The sequence below is a fragment of the Actinoallomurus iriomotensis genome, from assembly GCF_030269445.1.
In the GTDB taxonomy this organism is placed as follows: domain Bacteria; phylum Actinomycetota; class Actinomycetes; order Streptosporangiales; family Streptosporangiaceae; genus Actinoallomurus; species Actinoallomurus iriomotensis.
This window is the reverse complement of the sequence record NZ_BSTJ01000001.1, coordinates 1,840,243-1,861,488: the sequence shown is the minus strand read 5'-3', so window position 1 is coordinate 1,861,488 and position 21,246 is coordinate 1,840,243. Positions and strand designations below refer to the sequence as shown.

The following is a 21,246-nucleotide window of genomic DNA, read 5'->3' as shown; positions in this document are numbered from 1 at the left end:
TGTGCCTCCAGCCGCCGCCTTCCCGCTGCGTCATCGTGGAACCGGCCGACCGCCGCACCACCAAGATCACATTCGTGACCTCAACGTAATCAGCGGATGCGAGCCACCGCCATGGCCCAAAAGTGGAGGAAATAATCGCAGGCGTCATGAACGCCCGCTCGGTACAGCCGCTCGTGATGGCCCAGCCGATGCCGCGGTTGGGTAGGCGACTCTTCCCAAAAAGTAAGTTGTGAGGAAAAGTCCGGCGATCCAAAGTGTGGAGGCCGATGCGGAGAGCGAGGGGAATTCGAAAATGATCGTTACTGCCGAGGATCTGTGGAACGACCCGCTGACGATCGCCTGTGTGCCGATGGCGCGGGAGGTCGCGAAGGGTCCTGAGGAACGGTACGTCCCTGGGCATACGAATTTCCGGGGTCGCGAGAGGGTACTGTTCCTCGGCCACGGACACCCCGGTGGCGAACTCCTCAAGGTCGACGCCAGCCAGCTGATCGCGGATCTCGCCGATGGTGAGCGTGGTGTCGGCCCCGACACAGAGGTGCTGCTGTGGAGTTGTTTCGCGGCGGCCGGGCGCACCGGGGACGACAATCTCGTCTCCCGTATCCGTGCCGCTCTCAGCGAGAAAGGGATCACCGGGGTCCGGATCTCCGGCGTGGCCGGCGCCCTGTACACCAACACGCTCGACGGAAGGCTGTACTCCGGCCCCACCATGCAGACCAAGGACGCCGTCACCCCGGTCATCCAGGCCATCAGGGACGTAGAGGGCCATGCATGGGCCGAGTCCGGGCTCATGGGCCCGAAGATGAAGACGAAGTGGGACAGGGGACTCAACAAGCCGGTCGAGGTCGGTTTCGACCTCAAGCAAGTCAAGGTGGACATCGGGACGAAGGGTTTCGACGAAGGAGTGAAGCAGATCGTTCTGCCACCTAATTCGGTGGCCGTGGCCGTCTACAATCTGGTCAAGAGCGGAAAGCTGCCCAGTACTTATGAGACGGAAGACCGTCACATCGCCCTCGAGGCGATCGACATCGGTGTGAAGGAGTGGTACCGGACCTTCTTCGCGCATCCGATAATCGTGGCCTGCCTTGAGGAAAAGGTCATCCGGCCGTGGGAAGAGGCCTGCCTGCGGCTGACGACCTGACGGCTCACCCGATCGGCCCGCGCCGCGACGTCCATAAGGCCGGTTCAGGGAGAATGCGGTCATGGCACGGGCGAAGACGGCGGTGGCGCCGCCGCGGGCGGCGCTGCCCGCTCACGAGGAGAACCGATACCTCGCCAAGGTGAAGACGTCATTGGCCCGTCGGTGGTCGCACACCCGGATGAAGGAGCTGTACGAGCAGGCCGACCTCGCGCGCTACCTGTGGGCGCTCGACCGCGAGGCGGAGGCTCTCGACGTGCTGCGGTCGGTGACCTCGGCCGTCCCTCCGCCGGGCGGCGCCGGACTGCCGAACTACAACGTCTGGAGTCCGGTCGTCACGATGAACGCGCTCGAGGCGCGCATCTGCCGGCTGGACGGTGACGAGGCCGGCGCGGCGGCGCCCGTGTCGCGTCTCATGGCGGACCCGGGCCTGGCGCCGAACCGCGACCACATCGCGGCGGAGGTCGCCGAGGCCCCGTCCGGGTTCGCCGACGCGAACGCGGAGACCTCGGTGAAGTGGGCGTGCCACAAACTGTCCCGGAAGATCGGCGGGCTGACCCTGCTCTGCGAACTGGGCGTCGCCGGTCACCCGTACGGGGACTGGTACGACGTCGAGGAGACCGACCGCCTGATCGCCACCGGACGCGCGCTGCTCGCCGCCCGGCTGGCCATGACGGCCTGACGCCGGCGAGAAGCGTTTCAGCGGGCGGGGAGGACCGCCTCCTGGACGAGTGATCCCTGGTGATGCGTCACCGCCTGTGGATCACGCGCCGGAGGTAGGGATAGCCGCTGGCGGGCTTCTTCTGTGAGAAGAGATTTCTTCTGTCAGGAGAACCCCCGGAGACCAACACCGCCTGTCGCCCGGTCCGGCACGTCCGGTTCTCCCAGTGCCGAGAACCCGCGCCTATGACGGGCCGGCCGGTGCGGTGGCCGTGCGTGTGCTCGGCGACCCGTCGCCGAGGCCGGTCGCGTCCCGACATCCGGCAGACGTGCCAAAGAGCCAGGGGAGACGTGGGTCACATCGTGGCGGTGTCACATCTCGGCGCGCCGTTCCGTCAACCACGTGTAGTCCGAGAACGGCAAGGAGATCACCATGGAAGCCCGTCTCAACCTCTTCGGCAGCACCGTCGCGATGAAGTTCGGCAAGTACATCAACTCGGCGGGCAAGGTCCTGACCGACTCGCCGCTCCCGATGACGACGCAGGAGCTGGTGAAGATCCGCGCCAGCCAGATCAACGGCTGCGCCGGCTGCCTCGACATGCACACCAAGGACGCGGCGCACGCGGGTGAGAGCTCGGTTCGGCTCAACCTGGTCGCGGCGTGGAGGGAGGCGAAGGTGTTCACCGAGGCCGAACGGGCCGCCCTGGAGCTCGCCGAGCAGGGCACCCGTCTCGCCGACGCCGCCGGTGGCGTAACCGACGAGGCCTGGGCGAACGCCGCCAAGCACTACGACGAGGAGCAGCTCGCCGCCCTGGTGTCGCTCATCGCCCTCATCAACGCCTACAACCGGCTGAACGTCATCGTCCAGCAGCCGGCGGGCGACTACCAGCCCGGCCAGTTCGGCTGAGCCGTCGCAGGTCCCGCGGCAGGCCGGGCCGGCCCTGGAGTCGGCCCGGCATATCCCGCCGCACTTTTCATTCTGTGACGACGCTTATACGGAATGGATATGAGAGTGCCGTCCGTGAAAGTTTCGTCACGACATGTTCGGTGCGGGTTTTACCGGCTCCGGACGCGCGGGTAAGGGTGGGCGTCGGCCGGATATGGCCACCGTTTCCCGTAATCCTTCCCTTGCCTGTGGCGCGTTCAATGGCCTCACGGGTTCCTGATTTCTTTACCTGACCATGGTGGTCAGCGTGCCTGACCACGGGTGTACGGTGGCCGCGGAACCGCTCCGTTCCGTCGCGCCGGCCGACGGCGCCTCGAATTCGCGCAGGTGAGGCGCTGGACCTTCCTCGACTCCGCCTCTGACCAGCTGGTCATTGCTTTCGTCAGCCTCGCGCCCGTTCGGCGTCCGCCCGTCCGCCGGGGCGAGCTCCCACCGCGTAACGCCGGAACTGGAACCTTTGCCGGATATGTGAAGTACGTCCGGAAGATGCCGAGATGTCCCCTTTTTGCGTTTCCGGAACGTTATACCGACGAGCTCATTTCAGGTGTTAATCTGCCCGCCAGGTCAAGCCAAGGAGTGGGTCCCTCCTTGGGTAATACATCCATTGCGCAGCGCAACTATGTTTGCGCCGCGCCCGAGCTGAAGGTCGTTGTCTCGCGTTAAGTGGGGCGATCCTCGACAGACGCGATCATCGTCTAATCCACACCGATTTAGACTTGTTGGACGGTCGATAAATGACAATTCAGCATGTCTCGGTACCGGTGGGCGCCGTTACCGAGACCCTTTCCGAGCGTGCCCTGACATTCGCACGAAATCCGCTGTTCGGCGGCGACCGTCACGTGCTGCATGGGCCCAACCCGTACCGGCGGATGCTCGCGCCGGAAACGCTTCCCGAGATCGACTTCGCCCGTGCGCTCACCGCGCGGGACTGGGCCACGTACCGGTCGCTGGGCGCGCATCGGCTCCTCGGCACGTTCTACGAAGCCGAGACGGTGCTGCTGCCCGAACAGGGGCTGACCGAGCTCCGCGGCGACTTCGACGAGTTCTACGGCACCGGGCTCCGTCATCTGCGCGAGGCCACGATCTCGGACCTGGAGCGGTTCGCCTTCGGCTGCCTGGCCGACGAGGTGGACGTCAGCGGAAACTGCACGGTCGACGTCCTCGACGCCTACTTCCAGCACGTGACCGACGAGTCCGAACAGGGAGAGTCGCCGGCGCTGAACGCCATCGCCGCGGCCCGGCGGCCCGAGGTGGCCGCCGACACCTACCTCGTCCAGCTCGCGCTCGACGGGCTCACCGAGGCGTCCGCGATGTCGCGCAACCTCGCCGGAGCGTACGGCCCCGAACAGTCGGCGCTGTTCAAGATCTTCATCGACGAGTTCGGCTACGGCGTCCACGACACCAAGCACACGACGATTTTCGCCAAGATGCTGCGCAGCCGCGCCATGGCGACGCACGTGCACGCGTACTGGAACTTCTACCTGTCCGGGCCGCTCGCCACCAACAACTTCTACTACTACCTTTCCCGCGACCACGCGAAGTTCTTCCGCTACGCGGGCGCGGTCACGTACGCGGAGGCCGTCTTCGCGCCCGCGTTCGTGAAGATGATCAAGGTTTATCGCGAGATCTTCGGCGACGACGTCGACCTGCACTACTGCGACGAGCACGCCCACATCGACGAGCACCACGGGCGCATCACCCGTGAGCAGGTCCTGCTGGCGCTGGCCGAGAAGCACGGGCCGGGCGTGGTGCCCGAGCTCATGCGCGGCATCGCCGAGGCGCGTCTCGTCGGCGGCTGGTTCGAGGAGGACACCGCCGCCCAGATCCGGTGGGCCGACGACATCCCGCGTCACCGCGAACTCGCGGCCGCCACCCGTACCGGCGAGCCCCGGTCCGTACGCGCGAGCGTGGACGGCCCCTTCGGCACCCGCAGCCACGACGGCGCGGTGGTCCTCGCCCTGGACGCGGGAGAGGCCGACCTGGTCACCAGCGCGACCGGCGAGCCGGAGCGGCTCGTACGCGGCGACGCCGTGCTGATCCCCGCGGGCCGGGTGTACGGGATCAAGGCCGTGTCACCGGAGTGCCGCTACCTGCTGCACCCCGTCGTCGACGAGCCCACGACATAAGCCCCGGGTTCCCCTCACGGGTCATGCCGACCGGCATGACCCGGCCCGAGCATGCCCCCACGCCCACAGAAGAGGAGCCGATGAGTCGCGTCGTGGTGATGGATCTGCGCAGGCACAACACCGTGCTGGTGGGGCACCACCGGTACTTCGTGTTCGAGCCGGACGGACGGCCGCTGCTCGTCCGCGACTGGTGTCCCCACCGCGGCGGGCCGCTCAGCCTGAGCCGCCAGACCCCCGACGGCCGCCGGCTCGTCTGTCCCTGGCACGGCACCAAGGTCGGCACCGCGGCGGTGAAACGCACCTCCGTGCCGATGGTCCGCAGCGGTGACGAGGCGGTCGTGATGCTTCCCGACGTGGACGCCGACACGCCGATCACCGTCATCCACAAGCGCATTCTGGCCAACCTGCCCCCGGAGGCCGAGCAGGCGAAGACGGTGCCCTGCCCGCCGGCGGCGGCGGGCGTACACGAGTAGCCGATCGACGATTCGCCGGGTCAACGGCAGAGAAAACGGGTGATCGAAGATGGAAGACGACGTCCAGGCCGGGAGCCTGATCGACGCCGCCGAGGCTCGGCGGGAGGCGGGGAGACCGAACGTCGAGGGCCTGATCGACTGGGGGCGCGCCCTGTACGAGGAGGGCCGGTACGACGAGGCGGCCAAGGCGTTCGAGTTCGTCCTCGGCGTGGAGGGCGGCAACTGGCGGGCGCTCATCGGTCACAACCGGGCGATCCGTCGCAGCGTGCCGCGCTGGCACTGGGAGATGCTCCACGACGAGCTGCGCTCGGAGCTGTACGACAAGGCGATCCGGCACGTCGTCTCGCCCGAGCACCTGGTCCTCGACGTCGGCGCCGGCTCCGGGCTGCTGTCCATGATGGCCGCGCGCGCCGGCGCCCGGCAGATCGTCGCCTGTGAGGCCCAGCACCCGGTCGCCGAGGTCGCGCGACGGGTCATCCACAAGGCCGGGCACGACGACGTGATCACGGTCGTGCCGAAGATGTCCACCCGGATGCGCGTGCCCGAGGACCTGCCCCGCCGCGCCGACGTGCTGGTCACCGAGACGGTCGACTGCGCGCTGCTCGGCGAGGGCATCCTGCCCACGATCGCGCACGCCCGCGACCACCTGCTCACCGACGACGCGATCATCCTGCCGTCCGGCGGGCGCGTGTTCGCCCAGCTCGTGGAGAGCCCGTCGCTGTACCGCAAGAACCACGTCGGGCAGCTGTACGGTTTCGACCTCACCGAGTTCAACCAGCTGTCCTCGATCGAGTACTTCGACTCGCGGCTGCGCCACCACGAGCACCGCATGCTGTCGGAGCCGATCGAGGTCTTCCGCTTCGACTTCTACCGCGACACCGCCGAGCCGCGGCGCGCGGAGTTCGTCGTGCCGCCGTCGGCGGCCGGCACCTGCCACGCGGTCGTGTTCTGGTTCGAGTTGGACCTGGTGCCGGGCATCAGCCTCACCAACTCCCCGAGCACGCCGAACACCCACTGGAAGCAGGCCATCCAGTGCCTGCCCGTTCCCATCCACGTCCAGCCGGACGAACCACTCCTGCTCGACGCCCGGCACGACGGCGTGCACATGCACTTCACCGCCGTCGCCAGCGGCGTGCGCACCCCCATGGACGGAGGCGCGGAATGACGATCACCACCGGGGTGGACGGCGGCCCCATCGAGGCCTACTGCGCGCAGCGCGTCTTCCGGCCGGGGCCGGAGGTCTACATCACCGGCAACCCCTACCGCCGGCCGGTCGGCTCGACCGGCGTGGGCGACCTGGACTTCTCGACGCCCGCCACGGAGGCGGAGTTCCTCGGGTACCGCCAGCTCGTCGCCGGCCGGATCCTGTGCAACGCGTACGAGAGCGACATGATCCTGCTGCCTCCCGCCGGGCTCGCCACGGCCAAGGAGGACTTCGACCTCTTCTACTCCGACGAGGTACGCGGGCTGCGCGACACGATCCGGCCCGGCCTGGAGCGCTACGCGTTCTCCTTCCTCGACGACGCGGTGACCGTGCCGCCCGTACGGACGCTGGAGGAGCTGCAGGCGTACTTCCTCGGCGAGGTCGGCGGCGCGGGCGCGCCCGCGGACCACACCGGCAACAACCCGGCGGTCGACACGGGCGCGCCGGTGAGCGGCACCATGCGCGCGATCACCGAGTGCCGCCACGCGGAGGAGGCGGCCGGGATGCACCTGATCCAGCTCGCCCTCGACGCGCTGACCGAGGCCTCGGCGATGGCGCGCAACCTCGGCGGCTCGTACGGCGTGGAGCAGTCCGAGCTGTTCAAGATCTTCAACGACGAGTTCGGGTACGGGCTCTACCCGGCCAAGCACAGCACGATCTTCAAGGGGATGCTCGCCAGCGTCGGGCTGCGCACGGACCTGCACGCGTACTGGAACTTCTACCTGACCAGCTCGCTCGTCGGCGTCAACTACTTCAACTGGCTCACCGAGGACCACCGCGGCGTGTTCCGCTACATGGCCGCGGTGACGTACCTGGAGTGGCTGTTCGCACAGGGTTTCGCCGACACCGGCGCCATGCTGCGCACGGTGTTCGGCGACCGCGTCGACACCAAGTACTGCGACGAGCACGCCCACATCGACATCCACCACGGCCGGATGACGTACGAGAACCTGCTGCTCGGCTTCGCCCGCGCGCACGGCGAGCTGGTCATCCCCGAGCTGGTCCGCGGCATCGAGGACACCAAGCTGCTGCTGCGCCTGGGCGATGAGGACTTCCGCGCGCAGATCCGCTGGGCCGACACGCTGGAGGAGCACACCCGCCTGGGCGCCTCCCTCGCCACCTCGACGCGCGACGACGAAGAGGTCCGCAGGCTGCGGCCCGGCGACCCGTTCACCACGCGCGTGCACGACGCCGACCGGGTCATCGAGGTGACCGACGGCGAGGTCGACGTGCACGCGTGGGCGACCGACCGCCCGCACCGGCTCGGCAGGGGCGACGCGCTGCTCGTGCCGCGCGCGCGGCTGCACGGTCTCACCGCGGTCTCGGCAACGGCCGACGTGGCCGTACGGACTCTCGAAGGGAACCTGACGTGACGACGAACCCGGTCGGCTCCTACAACGAGTGGGACCCGCTGGAAGAGGTGATCGTCGGGGTCATCGACGGTGCCGCCGTGCCGCCGTGGCACCCCGCGATCGAGGCGACCGTGCCCCCGGAGGCCTGGGAGTTCTACCGCCGCAACGGCGGCGGGGCGTTCCCGGCCGAGCAGGTCGAGGCGGCACGCGAGGAACTCGACGGGTTCGCCCGGATCCTCGAGGGCGAGGGCGTGACCGTACGCCGCCCGGACCCGGTGGACCAGTCGCACTCCTTCGGCACCCAGGCGTGGCAGTCCACCGGCGGCTCGTCGCACACCTTCCCGCGCGACATCGCGCTGGTGGCGGGCGACACGATCGTCGAGGCGACGATGGGCTGGCGGTCGTACTACTTCGCCACGCATCCGTTCCGCACGATCTTCAAGGACTACTTCCGGCGCGGGGCCGGCTGGGTCGCCGCGCCCAAGCCGGAGCTGACCGACGCGTCCTACAACCCGCGCTACGCCGAGGCCAAGCCCGCGGGCGGGCCGTCGAAGGAGAACCCGTTCCCGCCGGAGACCTCGGTCATCACCGAGTTCGAGCCGATCCTGGACGCCGGCGACTTCATGCGGTTCGGCCGCGACATCCTCGTGCAGCGCAGCCACGTGACGAACCGGTTCGGCATCGAGTGGGTACGCCGGCTGCTCGGCGACCGGTTCCGGGTGCGCGAGGTGGCCTTCGTCGACGACCACCCGATGCACATGAACGCCACATTCGTCCCGCTGCGGCCGGGCAAGGTGCTCATCAACCCCGAGCGCGTGCCGGAGCCACCGGAGATGTTCCGGGGCTGGGACATGATCGTCTGCCCCGAGCCGGCCATCCCGGCGGACCAGACGATGTACTTCTGCAGCCGCTGGATCGCGATGAACACGCTGATGCTGGACCAGGAGCGGATCTTCGTGGAGGCCCAGGAGACCGAGCTGCTGCGACTGCTGGAGAAAGAGGGGTTCACGCCCATCCCGGTGCCGTTTCGCACGGTCAACACGTTCGGCGGCGGCTTCCACTGCGCCACCCTCGACGTCCGCCGCCGGGGCGAGCCGGAGGACTACTTCACCGATTAGCCCGGGACCTCGCCGTCCCCGTTCCCTCCAACCCCGATCGAGGTCCACATGTCACACCGCCCGCCGGCGGACGACGACCGCCCGCTCCTCCTCCTCGTCGCGAGCAGCTACTGGGTCTACCGCGCCTACATCCTGGAGGCGGTGTCGGCGCGGTACCGGCTGTGGCTGCTGAACCCGGCCCCGCCCACGTGGGAGGACCCCTACATCGTGGGGCACACCGTGGTCGACTGCCTCGACCTGGACAAGCTGACGGCGGCGGCCCGCGAGGTGGCCGAACACCACGAGATCGCCGGGGTGTACTGCTACGACGAGGTCTACGTCGAGACCGCGGCGTACCTGAGCGGCGCGCTGGGGTTCACCACCTTCACCCCGGACGCGGTCGCGCGCTGCCGGGACAAGAGCGCGACCCGCGAGGCGCTGCGGAAGGCCGGGCTCCCGCAGCCCGCCTCGAAGCCCGTCTCGTCCCTGGAGGAGGCCCGCGCGTTCGCCGCCGAGATCGGCTACCCGGTCATCCTCAAGCCCCGCAACCTCGGCGGCAGCATGGGGGTGCGCAAGGTGGAGCGGCCGGAGGCGCTCGACGCGGCGTTCGCCCTCACCGACGGGGTGCGGATGGGCCGCATCCGCCAGTTCGAGGACTACGTGATCGTGGAGGAGTTCCTCGACGGTCCCGAGGTCTCCGTCGAGTGCGTGCTGCACCGGGGCGTCTGCACCCCGCTGATCGTGGCGCGCAAGGTCCTGGGGGAGGGCCGGTTCGCGTTCGAGGAGGTCGGCCACGACGTGGACGCGAACGACCCGCTGCTCACCGACCCGCTCATGCTCGACATCGCCCAGCGCGCGCACGACGCGGTCGGGTTCACCGACGGCTACACCCACATCGAGTTCAAGCTCACCGGCGGCACCATGCACGTCGTCGAGATCAACGCGCGGCTCGGCGGCGGGATGATCCCGCACCTGGGCCGGCTGACGTCCGGCGTCGACGCGCCGCTGGCGGCGGCCGACGCCGTCGCGGGCCGGGCGCCGGACGTGTCGCACCCCGGGCCCCTCCTCGCCGCGTCGGTCCGGTTCGCCTATCCGCCGTACGACATGGAGGTCACCTCGGCGGAGGCGCACCGGGAGTTCCTGCGTCCGCCCATCGTCGAGATGCAGGTCGGGACGCAGCCCGGCGCGCAGGTACGGCTGCCACCGCGCGGCCTGGCCCGCAGCGGCTACGTGATCGCCGTGGCGGAGACGCTCGCGGAGACCCGCGCGGCCGTCGCCGACACCGAACGGTTCTTCACCTTCACCGGAACCCCGCTGGAGCCGGCGTCATGAGTGCGGCGGAGCCGCATCCCACCGTCCTGTCGACGCTGCGGACCATGAGCGGACCGGTCCGGATCCTGCTCCTGGGCAACCTGATCAGCAACCTCGCCGCGTTCCTGAACGCGTTCCTGGTGCTGTTCCTCACCGGGCGGGGTTTCAGCGCGGGGGAGAGCGGCGTCGTCCTCGCCGCGGTGATGGTCGGGCGGATCTCCGGGTCCGCGATCGGCGGCGCGGTCGCGGACCGCATCGGCTACCGCTGGGTCATCGTCGGCTCGATGGCGGGCACGGCCGTGCTGACCGCGGCCATCGTGCACGTGCCCAACGTGTGGGTCGGCGCTCTGGTGGCCTGTGGCGCGGGCCTGACCGCGAACGCCTACCGGCCCGCGGCCATGGCGTGGATCGTCGAGCTGACGCCGAAGGACCAGCACGTCATGGTCTTCTCGCTGCTGCGGCTCACGTTCAACGTGGGTTCGACGGTCGGTCCCGTGGGGGCCGCCCTTCTGCTCGCCTACGCGTCCTACGACACGTTGTTCTACGTCGACGCCATGACCTCGCTGGCCTTCGGCGTCGTCGCCTTCGCGGCGCTCAGGCCCGGCCGCGAGCCGGTCCCGGCCGGGAAGGCCGCGGACGACGGCGAACGCCCCGGCTACGGGCGGGTGCTCGCCGACCGGCGTTTCATGCTCGTCGTGCTCGGCCTGTTCCTGACCGCCCTCGCCTACATCCAGAGCTCGGCCGCGCTGCCGCTGTTCGTCAAGGGGACGGGGCACAGCGCGCAGGTGTACGCCGCCCTGCTGACCGTCAACGGGTTCATCGTGATCGCGTGCGAGGTGCTGCTGTCCAAGTGGACGCAGCGGCTGCCGATCGGGGTGCCCATGGCGGCCGGAATGGCGATGCTGGGCGTCGGCCACCTGATCTACACCGGGCCCACTCCCGTGGCGATGCTCGTGTTCGGCACGGCGATGTGGACGTTCGGCGAGGTCGTCGCCGCGCCGTCGATGATGGCCTACCCGGGTCTGGTCGCGCCGCCCGCCCTGCGCGCCCGCTACATCGGCGCGGCGACCGTGCCGCAGCAGGTCGGTTACGCCGCCGGCCCGATGATCGGCACGGCCGGGTGGCACGCCTGGGGTTCCGGCGTGTGGGTGCTCACCGGAGGTTTCGCGCTGGCCGGCGCGGTGCTCGTCGGGGCCGGCGCCGGGCTGCGCCGCCGGAGTCCGGCGCCGGCGGCGGCCGAGCCCGCCCTGGCCTCTTCCGCCGACGCCTAGACCAGACCAGACCCAGAAGAAAGGTGAAAGCCATGGACAGACCAGTCGTCGCGATCGTGCAACCCTTCACTTCGGCGGCGATGATCGCGCCGGCGCTGCGGAAGGCGGGCCTCAGCCCGGTGGCCGTGCTGGACTACGCCGTCCCGGCGTGGGGGTCGCTGTTCTCCTCCCACGTGCCCGGTGACTTCGACGTGATCGTCAACCACCACGGTGACCTGGCCGAGACGACCGAACGGCTCCGGGCGCTGAACCCCATCGGCGTCATCCCAGGCCTGGAGTCGGCGCTGCACCTGGCGCAGGACCTGTCCGACGCCCTGACGCCCGAGTCGTCCAACGTCCGCGAGCTGGTGGACGCCCGGCGGCACAAGTACCTCATGCACCAGACCGTCGCCGCCGCGGGACTGCCGATCCCCCGGCAGATCTGCACGTCCAACGCGGACGAGGTGGCCGCCTGGATCGAGCGCGAGGGCCTGACCGGCAGGGACCTGGTGATCAAGCCGACGAGCAGCGCGGGCACCATCGGGGTGAGCCGCGCGCCGGGCGGGCGCGGCTGGCGCGAGCAGTTCGACGCGCTGCTCGGCACCCGCAACAAGCTCGACGAGGTGGCCGATGAGGTGCTCGTCCAGGAGCAGCTGACCGGCACCGAGTACGCCGTCGACACCGTCAGCCACGACGGGCGGCACTCGATCACCGACATCATCAAGTACAAGCGGGTCCCGTTCGGCGAGGGCATCGCGGTCTACGACAGCGTCGAGTGGCTGCCCTACGACCGCGACGCCTACGGCGAGCTGATCGATTACGGGCTCGCCGCGCTGGACGCGGTCGGGCTGCGCAACTGGGCCGCGCACACCGAGATCATGATGACGCCGGACGGGCCGCGCCTGGTCGAGGTCAACGCGCGGCTCGCGGGCGCCGGCAACCCCGCCGTCACCGAGATCGGCACCGGCGGGAGTCAGGTCACCCGGATCGTGGACGTGTGCCGCGGGCTCGGCGCCGACCTGCCGCCCGGGTACACCCTCCGGCGCAACGTCATGGCGGTGTTCCTGATGTCGCACTCGACGGGGGTCGTGCGCAACGCCGAGATCTACGACCTGGCCCGCGAGCTGCCCAGCTACCACTCGCCGGTGCACGTCGTGCGCACCGGTGACCACGTGGACGCGAGCACCGACCTGCTCGCCAGCATGACCATGGGCTACATCATCCTCGCGCACGAGAGCAGCGAACAGATCCACGCCGACCGCGAGGCCATCCGGAAGATCGAGAAGGACCTGATCGTCACCCCGGACGCCTGACCACCCCCGACGACGAGGAGCCACGGATGGTCACCGAGAAGTACCTGGACGCCTGCGCGGCGGACGCGGGCCTGCGCGAGGTCATGACGAAGGCCGAGTTCCCCGAGGCGTTGTACGCGGCCTGGGGCAAGTACTTCCTGCCGCGTCCGCTGTTCTGCGCGGAGGACCGGATCCGTCGCGCCGCCGCCGACGTCGCCGGACTGTTCGACCTGATGGTGTCGCTGCCGGACCGGCTCTTCGGCGGCGACGTGCGCGCGTACTGCGCCGCGATCGGCGCCGACGAGCGGCGCACCGGCCTGATGACGCGGTTCACCGGCGAGCAGCCTCTGTACGGCCGGGCCGACCTCTACGACGACGGCACGGACTTCCGGCTGCTGGAGTTCAACGTCGGCAGCGAGCTCGGCGGGGTCGACGTCAGCGAGATCAACCGGTCACTGCTCGCCATGGAGCCGTTCGCCGAGTTCGCGGCCGAACACGGCCTGACGCACGTCGACACCCCGGCGGCCATGGCCCGGCAGTTCGCCGAGGCCACGGGGAAGGAGTCGCCGGTCGTCGCCTCGGTGGAGGCCGTCGGCGGCATGTCGGCCTACTACGAGTCCCTCCACCGCTCCTTCCAGGAGACCATGCGGCGGTACGGCGTCGAGACGGTGTACGGAGAACTCGACGACGTGCGGGTCGAGGGCGGCCGGGTGTACCTCCGGGACCGGCCGGTCGACCTGCTGCTGCGCTACTTCTCGGTCAACCAGGTGGCGCGCGACCCGCGCAACGACGAGTACGTCGAACTGGTCACCCGCGCGCACGAGAAGGGCGAGGTCGTGCTCTGGCTGCCCCTGAACAGCGCGCTGCTGTCATTCAAGACCTGCCTGCCGCTCGTCTCCGACCCCGACTTCCGCGCGGACCTGTCGGTGGAGGAGAACGCGCTGATCGACCGCATCCTGCCCTGGACGCGGACCCTCACCCCGGAGCTGGCCGACCTCGTACGCGCCGAACGCGAGCAGATGATCCTCAAGCCGTTCGCGGGCCTGGCGGGCCAGGGCATCCGCGTCGGCTGGGAGCAGACCGACCGGGAGTGGGCCGAGACGGTCGCCGCCTGCCAGGGCGGAGACCACATCGTGCAGCGTCGCGTCGACCCGATCCCGGAACCGGTCCTGAACCCCGAGACCGGCGAGGTCGAGAACTGGCGGGCCGTCTGGGGGATCTTCGCCTTCCCCGCCGGGTACGGCGGCGTGCTCTGCCGCGCCGTGCCGCCCGGATCGGGCTCCGTCGTCAACCTGGGCAGCAAGGGAGCCAAGGTGGCCTCGGCGTTCCACTACTGACCACTCTGAGGCGGCGGCCCCGGGTCCGTCTCCGCAGATGCGGCACGGCCTGCAATTGACTCCATGACGGAACTATTTAGCGTGGAGGTAATTGCAAGCTGACGCGAGGGGCGTAGCCATGCGATCCGAATCCGTGTGGTCGGACATGGTGGCCATCCAGGACCTGGTCTGCCGCGAGCGGTACTGGCGCGACCGCGGCGAGTGGGACGCCATGCGGTCGGCGTTCACCGACGACGCCCGGCTCCGGGTGACCTGGTTCGAAGGGTCGATCGACGACTATGTCGAGAGCTCCCGGACCCGGGACTGGGACCCCTCCGCGTCGTCCACGCACCGGCTCTCGCCGAGTGTGGTCACCGTGCACGGGGACCGGGCGCTTGCGGAGACCCCGGCGCTGGTGGAGCTGCGGATCGAGGCCGCCGGCATGTGGGTCGACGCGGTCATCAGCGTGCGCCTGCTGTCCCGCGTCGTGCGGACGCGGCAGGGGTGGAAGCTGGCGAGCATGGACGCGATCTACGAGAAGGACGTGATCAGGCCGGTGTTCCCCGCCGACCGCCTGGCCATCTCCGCGGAGGACACCGCCGCGTATCGGCGCTCCTACCAGTTCCTCGCCTACGGCGGGAACGGGCGCCTGCCCGACGACGTCCCCGGCGACGACAGGCCCGAGCTCGTCGCCGCCCTCTACGCCGCCGCCCGCGCATGGCTGCGTCCGGACGAACGGCGGGCGGCGGGCGGTCCCGCCCACGGGTGACGCGCTCGCTCAGTCCCAGGCCACGCGCAGCACGGTCGTGGCCGACAGCGGGTCCTCACCCCGATGGGTGGCGAGGACGCCCTCTCCCTCCGGAGTGTTGGCGTAGACCGGCTCGCCGGCCGAGATCCAGGTGTTCCACGCCCGTGCGAAGGCGGTGGCGCGGCCCCGGTTCTGGCCCAGGACGGCCGGCACCGCGTGGTAGACGACGCCGTCCGCTCGCGCGGCGCCCGCCAGCCACTCCTGTACCGGAGCGGAGCGCAGGACGTACCTCGGCATGACGTAGCGCGGCGCGGCGATGGGGGAGAGCACCTCGTCCAGGGCGAGCGCGAAGCGTTCGGAGGTCACCGTGTCGACGTCGGCGAGCGACAGCCGGTAGGACCCGTCCGGCTCGACCCGCGCGACGACGCCCTCGGCCCCGCGGCGGGAGAGGCCCGTGGCGAGCAGTCCGTCCGCCACGGCGCAGGCGAACCGCAGCAGCGGAGGATCGCCCGCGGCCTCTTCCAGCAGGCGTTCCGCCCGGCGTAGCGCACGGGCACGGCGCACGCCCAGGAACGTTCCGGTCGCCAGCAGGGGGAGGCCGAGCAGCACGGCGACCCAGGTCAGTACGGTCAGCAGCAGGAGCGTCGCGCCGCCGCCCGCGAGGGCGAGCGCCGTCGCGGCACTCACCGGGCGGGCCGGGGCCGGGACCGCGCACGCCGCCGCGGGCACGACCGGCGGCGGCTCCGGACGTGCCGCCTCTTCCTCTCGTACCGGCGCGCCCGCCGTACGGGCCGCGCGCACCCGCAGGGTGTGCACGAGTTCGTCACGGAACCCGGTGCCGAGCCGCCAGGCCTCGCGGGTCGCCTCGCGCGCCGAGGCCCGCGCGAGCATGGCGGCGTTCACCGCGTCGAGCTCACCCGGCGCCGGCGGGGCGTACGGGGAGAACACCGCGTCGACGTGCGCCACCCCGGACACGATCTCCCCGTCCGGTGCGGCGGCCAGGTAGCCGCGGTGCTTGCGGACGAACCGCTGCCAGTCCGCCGCGCCCTTCGGGTGGCCGTCGGCGACGCAGACGACGGTCCAGACGTTGGCCACCTTCTCCGGCCAGGACGGATCGAGCCGCAGGGCGCGCCCGCGCGTCTGCACCACCGAGGTCGTGGTGGTGGCGGAGGTCAGGTCGATGAGCGCGTTGACCCCGCGGGCGTCCCAGCCCTCGCCGAGCAGAGCGCGCGTGCCGACGAGGATCCGGCAGTGCCCCTCCTCGAAGAACGCGGTGACCAGGCGCACCCAGGTGCGGGCCGACCAGGAGCCCCCGATGACGCACACGCCGCCGTCCTCGGTGAGCGACAGGTCCGGCCGGTCCGCCCAGGCGAGGAACGCCCGCGCCGTGGCCGGTCCGGCGGCGACCGTACGGCCGGTCACGAGCATCGGGCCGAGCGGGGCGGTGCGTTCGTCGGCCACCAGGTTGCCGAGCACGAGCCAGGCCGAGCCCGCCTCCGCCTCCAGCACCCCGCGCAGCCGGGCGGGCAGCCGCGCCCCGGCGCGCTCGTGGTCGCACAGGACGAGCGCGCGCAGGCGTTCGCCGAGCGCGGCGCCCTCGGCGGCGGCGATCTCCACGGTTGCGTACGTCTTGGCGGCGCTGCGCGCCAGCACCCGGTCCACCGGCGACCACGCGGCCCGTACGCCCCGTCGGGTCAGCGTGTACCCGACCGAGGGGAGCGCCCGCCGGATCGCCTCCACCGTGTCCGCGCCGGGCGCGGCGCGCGTCACGTAGTCGTCCAGCAGTGCCACCCAGTCGTCGGCGGACGGCACGTGCCGGTGCTCCTCGCGCATCCGTGCGCCGGGTGGCAGGCCGAGCAGCCCCGCATGGTGCATGCGCAGCGCGGCGGCCGCGAGCCGCGGCTCGTCCTTTTCGGTACGCGTCCAGGGCACCGCGTGCGTGTTCGCGGTGAACCGGGCGTCCAGCCAGGTCAGGAAGCCGGTCGAGGTGACCAGGTCGGTCGTCAGCTCGGCGAAGCGCTCGGCCTCGCCCGCGATGTGGTCCGCCTCGACCGCGGTGGGCGGGGTGAGCCAGGCCAGCTCGGCGAACGGCGCGAGGTGGCCCTCGCGGACGAGCGCCGGGATGGACGCGCCGAGGATCGGCGTGCCGAACAGCGTGTCGACCAGCGCGGCCTCGGCGGGGGACAGCGACTCCGGCGGGGTCCCGGTCAGGCCGAGGACCATCGCGTCGGGCAGGCGTTCGAGGACCTCGGCGACGAGACGGCCCCAGACGTCGAGCAGGTGGTGACACTCGTCGAGCACCAGGGTGAGCGGCCCGGCGCCGGCCAGCCGCTCGATGAGCTCACGGCCGTTGGCGTGCAGCCGCCGCATCGGGCCGCGGGCGCGGCCCTCGTCGTCGGTCTCGGCGTCCGGGTCGAAGATGGCCAGCGACTGGTAGGTGAGCACGGTGACATCCGCGCCGAGGGACCGGTCCGCGCCCGCCGTCGCGGTCGCGGGGGTGAACCGCCGCCAGTGCGCGAGCCACTGGTACTGGATCGCGGTGTTGGGGACCAGCACGACGACCTTGCGCGCCAGGCGCCGCGCGGCCTCCAGACCGATGAGCGTCTTGCCCGCTCCCGGCGGCAGCACGGCCCACGCGCGCCGGCGTCCGCCGGCCCAGGCCGCGTCGAGCCGGTCGAGCGCCGTCGCCTGGTAGGGCCGGAGGGTTCCGGGCCAGTGCGTACGGGAGAAGCCGGCGGTCACCCGCGTCATGATGGCAGTCCGCGGCGGACCGCGCCCTCGCCCGCAGGGATCCCAAAAAGTGACGAAAACAATTGCGGATCGTCGTAACACCTTGGCATTCGCCGAGGATGTGCGCATCGGCGTAGATCAGCCGCTAGGGTCACCGTTCGTGTTGCCTCGTTCACTTCGCAATCTGCACGGGGCTTTTACGCGTCTCGTACAGGTTGAGACCTATGGTCCCGGTCTGGGACAGAGGAGTGCATATGGGGCGAGTCGGTTCCCCCGCCGACGATGACGTGGACGGCGCGTCCGGGGACGAGCGGGAGGGCTCCGTCTGGCATGCCCTGGGGCTGACGATCGCCTCCGCCGTCGTCTGGGGCGTGGCCCACCTGGCGACGGGGCGACGCGTCGTGGGTTCGCTCCTCATGGCGCTCCTCGCGCTCGTCATCGGCGGCGCCGTCATCGTCGTGCTGGACTTCCGCGACGAACTCAAGCAGGTCGCGGTCCAGGGCGACTGGCTGGCCGGGATCATCGGGGGCATCCTCCTGCTCGCGCTCGTGTGGTCGGCCGTGGTCGTCCGCTCGTACCTGATCGTGCGGCCGCGCGGCCTGTCGGTGTTGCCGCGGGTGCTCGCGGGCGGCGTGGTGGTCGTCCTCGTCATCGGCGTCTGCACGCCGCTCGTCTGGGCGGCCCGCGACACCTACACCCTGCGCGACACCATCCACACGATCTTCCATGCCGACCAGGCGAAGCCGCCGGTCGTCAAGAACGTCGCCGATCCGTGGAAGGACAAGCCGCGCGTCAACATCCTGCTGATCGGCGGGGACGGCGCGGGCGACCGCGTCGGCGTGCGGACCGACAGCATGACCGTCGCGAGCATCGACACCCACACGGGTGACACCGTGCTGTTCAGCCTGCCCCGCAACCTGCAGTACTTCCCGGTGGTCCCCCGGCTGCGCAAGCGGTGGCCGAGCGGGTTCACCGGGGTGTCGGCCGGCGACGAGGGGCTGCTGAACGAGCTGTACCAGGACGCCGAGGACGACAAGTCGATGATGCCCGGCTACGCCAAGGGCCGCCGTGGCCCCGCGCTGGTCAGCGAGGAGATCTCCTACCTCATCGGGCAGCCGATCGACTACTACGTCCTGGTCAACCTGTTCGGGTTCGCCGACATCATCGACGCGATGGGCGGCGTCAAGGTGCACATCGGTCAGGACATCCCGTACGGCGGGCCGGAGGACGGCAGCGCGCCGACCGGTGTGCTGAAGGCCGGCGACCGGAGGCTCAACGGCAAGCAGGCCCTGTGGTTCGGACGGTCGCGCACCATGAGCAGCGACTTCGTCCGCATGGGCCGGCAGAAGTGCCTGATGAAGGACGTCGCCGAGCAGGCCGACCCGCAGCGGGTGCTGACCAAGTTCCAGAAGCTCGCCGAGGCGGCGAAGAAGACGATCTCCACGGACATACCGGCGGAGATGCTGCCCGCGCTCGTCCGCCTGTCCGGGACCATGAAGCAGGGCGCGCAGATCACCAGCCTGATGTACGTGCCGCCGCAGTTCCAGAACGTGCGGCCGGACGTGCGCGTGATGCGCCAGGCCGCGGCCAAGGCGATCGCCGAGAGCGAGGAGGCGCGGCGCACGTCTTCCGCCTCTCCTTCCGCCACCCCCGGCGCCACCGCCGACCCGAGCACGAGCGCCGACCCGAGCACGAGCGCCGACCCGAGCGTGAGCGCGGACCCGAGCACGAGCCCGAGCGCCTCGAAGAGCTCCGGACGGCACAAGAGCAAGGCCGTCTCGTTGACGACGGCGTGCGGCTGAGGCAGGCGTAACCGACCATGCGTACGGCGTCGAACGTGGTGAGCGGGCCTTACCGGGCAATCGCGGCAGGTGTGGTCATACGTACGGTACGATCCATCAAACCTCGCCAAGTGTTACTGAATGCTTCCATTCAATCACTTTGCCTTTCGCACGGTGTTGCATCGCGCGCTCATCACAATTGTGACCGGCCACGAGCAGAGGATCAGGAGACTTCATGGCACCGCGGCAGTACGGAGGACGGGCGGTGAACGGCCGTGAGCCGATCCCGGTCGCCGGCCTCTGGCGCGCCCTGGGACTCACTGTCGCCTCGGCCGTCGTCTGGGGCATCGCGCACATCTGGGCGGGCCGCCGCGCCACGGGCTTCACTCTCATGGGACTGCTCGCGGCCCTCATCTTCAGCGCGGCGACGGTCGGGCTTGCCTTCCAGGACAAGCTCAAGGAGATGGTGGTCCAGGACACCTGGCTGAACGTCATCATCGCGGGCATCATCGTGCTCGCGATCGCGTGGGCGGTGATCGTGATCCGCTCGTTCCAGGTGGTGCGGCCCCCGGGGCTGCCGACCGCGATGCGGATCACCTCCGGCGCCCTCGTCGTGATCATGGCGCTGATGGTCTGCACGCCGCTGGTGTACGCGGCGAACGCGACGTACGTGCTGCGCGACACCCTGTCGAGCATCTTCGCCGGCGACGGCAACACCGCCGTCAACGCGTCCGACCCCTGGAAGAACAAGCCGCGCATCAACGTGCTGCTGCTCGGCGGTGACGGCGGCGCCGACCGTACCGGCATCCGCACCGACAGCATGACGGTCGCGAGCATCGACACCAAGACCGGCAACACCGTGCTGCTCAGCCTGCCGCGCAGCCTGCAGAAGTTCCCCGTGCCGCCGAAGATGCGGAAGCTGTGGCCCTACGGCTACACCGGCGACGCCGCGAACCCCCAGCACCCCGGCGGCGAGGGCCTGCTGAACGAGCTGTACATCCAGGGCGAGCGGCATCCCGAGCTGGAGCCCGGATACAAGAGGGGTCAGCGCGGCCCGCACCTGGTCGGGGACGCCATCGGCTACCTCACCGGCCTGAAGATCGACTACTACGTGCTCGTCAACCTCAACGGGTTCAAGGACATCGTCGACGCCATGGGCGGCGTGACCGTGCACGTCGAGAAGCGCCTGCCGATCGGCGGTGAGATCGTGAACGGCGTCCAGACGAAGCCGCCGACGGGCTGGCTCTCAGCCGGTACGCACCACCTCAACGGCAACCTGGCCCTGTGGTACGGCCGCTCCCGCGACGCGGACGACGACTTCCACCGCATGGACCGGCAGAAGTGCCTGATGAAGGACATCGCGGACCAGGCCGACCCGCAGAAGGTCGTCGCCAACTTCCAGAAGCTGGCCAATGCCGCCAAGAACACCATCTCCACCAACATTCCCGCGGCGCTCCTGCCCGCACTGGTGAAGCTGTCCGGCACGGTCAAGAAGGGCGCCGACATCCAGAGCATGCCCTACAACCCGGGCAAGGTCGCCGGGTTCCACGTCTACGAGCCGAGCCTGACGGTCATGCGCCAGGCGGCCGCGAAGGCCATCGCCAACAGCACGAAACCCGCGACGGCGGCGCCGGCGAGCACTCCGAGCGCGAGCACGTCCACGAAGGCCAGGCGTGCCGGCGCGAACGCCTCGCCCTCGGCCAAGTCGTCCTCCTCCGGGGGCGCGACGTCGCTGAAGAACGTCTGCGGCTGACGCACCGGTCCCCGGCTCCTCTGAGACGGCCCCTGCCGCAGAGTGGCAGGGGCACCGCCGGACCGGGGGCAG

At 70.3% G+C, this 21,246-nt stretch carries 16 protein-coding genes; 15 read left to right on the top strand and 1 reads right to left on the bottom strand.

Translation table 11 applies throughout. The features are described from left to right. Positions 1-256: 256 nt before the first annotated feature. From QSK37_RS08840 to QSK37_RS08780, 13 genes are all read left to right on the top strand, one after another. A complete protein-coding gene (locus QSK37_RS08840) occupies positions 257-1,138 on the top strand; it encodes a hypothetical protein (RefSeq protein ID WP_285618829.1) in 882 nt (293 codons plus the stop codon). A gap of 61 nt (positions 1,139-1,199) precedes the next feature. Then, positions 1,200-1,817 (top strand): hypothetical protein, encoded by a 618-nt coding sequence (locus tag QSK37_RS08835; protein ID WP_285618827.1) that lies wholly within the window; start codon positions 1,200-1,202, stop codon positions 1,815-1,817. Positions 1,818-2,228: 411 nt separating this feature from the next. Continuing rightward, on the top strand, positions 2,229-2,702 hold the full coding sequence (locus QSK37_RS08830; RefSeq protein WP_285568829.1) for a carboxymuconolactone decarboxylase family protein: 474 nt from the start codon (positions 2,229-2,231) through the stop codon (positions 2,700-2,702). A 773-nt stretch (positions 2,703-3,475) separates the two neighbouring features. After that, a complete protein-coding gene (locus QSK37_RS08825) occupies positions 3,476-4,867 on the top strand; it encodes an iron-containing redox enzyme family protein (RefSeq protein ID WP_285618826.1) in 1,392 nt (463 codons plus the stop codon). 80 nt (positions 4,868-4,947) lie between these two features. Next, positions 4,948-5,340 carry a Rieske 2Fe-2S domain-containing protein gene (locus tag QSK37_RS08820; RefSeq protein WP_285568834.1) on the top strand — a complete coding sequence of 131 codons (393 nt, stop codon included), beginning with the start codon at positions 4,948-4,950 and terminating at the stop codon, positions 5,338-5,340. A gap of 49 nt (positions 5,341-5,389) precedes the next feature. Continuing rightward, positions 5,390-6,505 (top strand): 50S ribosomal protein L11 methyltransferase, encoded by a 1,116-nt coding sequence (locus QSK37_RS08815; RefSeq protein WP_285618825.1) that lies wholly within the window; start codon positions 5,390-5,392, stop codon positions 6,503-6,505. Further along, on the top strand, positions 6,502-7,917 hold the full coding sequence (locus tag QSK37_RS08810) for an iron-containing redox enzyme family protein (protein WP_285618823.1): 1,416 nt from the start codon (positions 6,502-6,504) through the stop codon (positions 7,915-7,917). The genes QSK37_RS08815 and QSK37_RS08810 overlap by 4 nt, the downstream gene beginning before the upstream one ends. After that, complete coding sequence (locus QSK37_RS08805; RefSeq protein WP_285618822.1) at positions 7,914-9,014, top strand: hypothetical protein; 1,101 nt, start codon at positions 7,914-7,916, stop codon at positions 9,012-9,014. Before QSK37_RS08810 ends, QSK37_RS08805 begins: the two co-directional genes overlap by 4 nt. A 48-nt stretch (positions 9,015-9,062) precedes the next feature. Further along, the gene (locus tag QSK37_RS08800) at positions 9,063-10,325 is read left to right on the top strand and encodes an ATP-grasp domain-containing protein (protein WP_285618821.1); all 1,263 of its coding nucleotides are present in this window, start codon (positions 9,063-9,065) and stop codon (positions 10,323-10,325) included. Next, entirely contained in the window at positions 10,322-11,575 is a 1,254-nt protein-coding gene (locus QSK37_RS08795; RefSeq protein WP_285618820.1) for an MFS transporter, read from the top strand. The genes QSK37_RS08800 and QSK37_RS08795 overlap by 4 nt, the downstream gene beginning before the upstream one ends. Positions 11,576-11,607: 32 nt before the next feature. Continuing rightward, the gene (locus tag QSK37_RS08790; RefSeq protein WP_285618819.1) at positions 11,608-12,867 is read left to right on the top strand and encodes an ATP-grasp domain-containing protein; all 1,260 of its coding nucleotides are present in this window, start codon (positions 11,608-11,610) and stop codon (positions 12,865-12,867) included. Positions 12,868-12,893: 26 nt separating this feature from the next. Next, positions 12,894-14,183: an ATP-grasp domain-containing protein gene (locus tag QSK37_RS08785; protein WP_285618818.1), complete on the top strand. Its 1,290-nt coding sequence runs from the start codon at positions 12,894-12,896 to the stop codon at positions 14,181-14,183. 118 nt (positions 14,184-14,301) lie between these two features. After that, positions 14,302-14,931, top strand: a complete 630-nt coding sequence (locus QSK37_RS08780; protein WP_285618816.1) for a nuclear transport factor 2 family protein — start codon at positions 14,302-14,304, stop codon at positions 14,929-14,931. A 9-nt stretch (positions 14,932-14,940) separates the two neighbouring features. On the opposite strand, the gene QSK37_RS08775 is transcribed toward QSK37_RS08780, so the two are convergent. Continuing rightward, positions 14,941-17,661 (bottom strand): DEAD/DEAH box helicase family protein, encoded by a 2,721-nt coding sequence (locus QSK37_RS08775; protein WP_285618815.1) that lies wholly within the window; start codon positions 17,659-17,661, stop codon positions 14,941-14,943. 233 nt (positions 17,662-17,894) lie between these two features. Here QSK37_RS08775 and QSK37_RS08770 point away from each other — a divergent pair, with 233 nt between their 5' ends. Together QSK37_RS08770 and QSK37_RS08765 are read left to right on the top strand one after the other, a co-directional pair. After that, positions 17,895-19,442: an LCP family glycopolymer transferase gene (locus tag QSK37_RS08770; protein ID WP_285618814.1), complete on the top strand. Its 1,548-nt coding sequence runs from the start codon at positions 17,895-17,897 to the stop codon at positions 19,440-19,442. Between the two features lie 214 nt (positions 19,443-19,656). Next, positions 19,657-21,174, top strand: a complete 1,518-nt coding sequence (locus QSK37_RS08765; RefSeq protein ID WP_285618812.1) for an LCP family protein — start codon at positions 19,657-19,659, stop codon at positions 21,172-21,174. The last annotated feature ends 72 nt before the right edge of the window (positions 21,175-21,246 follow it).